Source organism: Pseudomonas sp. SIMBA_041 (assembly GCF_046535095.1).
Lineage (GTDB): Bacteria > Pseudomonadota > Gammaproteobacteria > Pseudomonadales > Pseudomonadaceae > Aquipseudomonas > Aquipseudomonas mucoides.
The window spans coordinates 1-229 of sequence record NZ_JAWRXJ010001051.1 but is presented as its reverse complement, the minus strand read 5'-3'; the positions used below and the strand labels follow the sequence as shown (position 1 = coordinate 229).

The following is a 229-nucleotide window of genomic DNA, read 5'->3' as shown; positions in this document are numbered from 1 at the left end:
CCTGCACCCACCGTAAGCGCGAGCGACAACGACATCGAGCAGCTCGTGCGGGCGCACAACGGCAAGGCTCGTATGGCGCACGCCATAACGCAAGACAAGCGTTACGCCGGCCCGATTGTCGCTCAGAATGCACGCTTCCTTGCTCAAGAGACTGGCCGCAACAACTACGTCATCCACGAGCGCAGCGCGTTCGCGATTTCTCCCGAGCATGGGCAGCCGGTTACAGTCA

Annotated in this window: 1 protein-coding gene; it reads left to right on the top strand. The window is 61.6% G+C overall.

The window, feature by feature from the left end:
* A partial coding sequence (locus tag SB725_RS34320; protein WP_410923846.1) for a hypothetical protein occupies nucleotides 1-229 on the top strand: 229 nt, incomplete at both ends.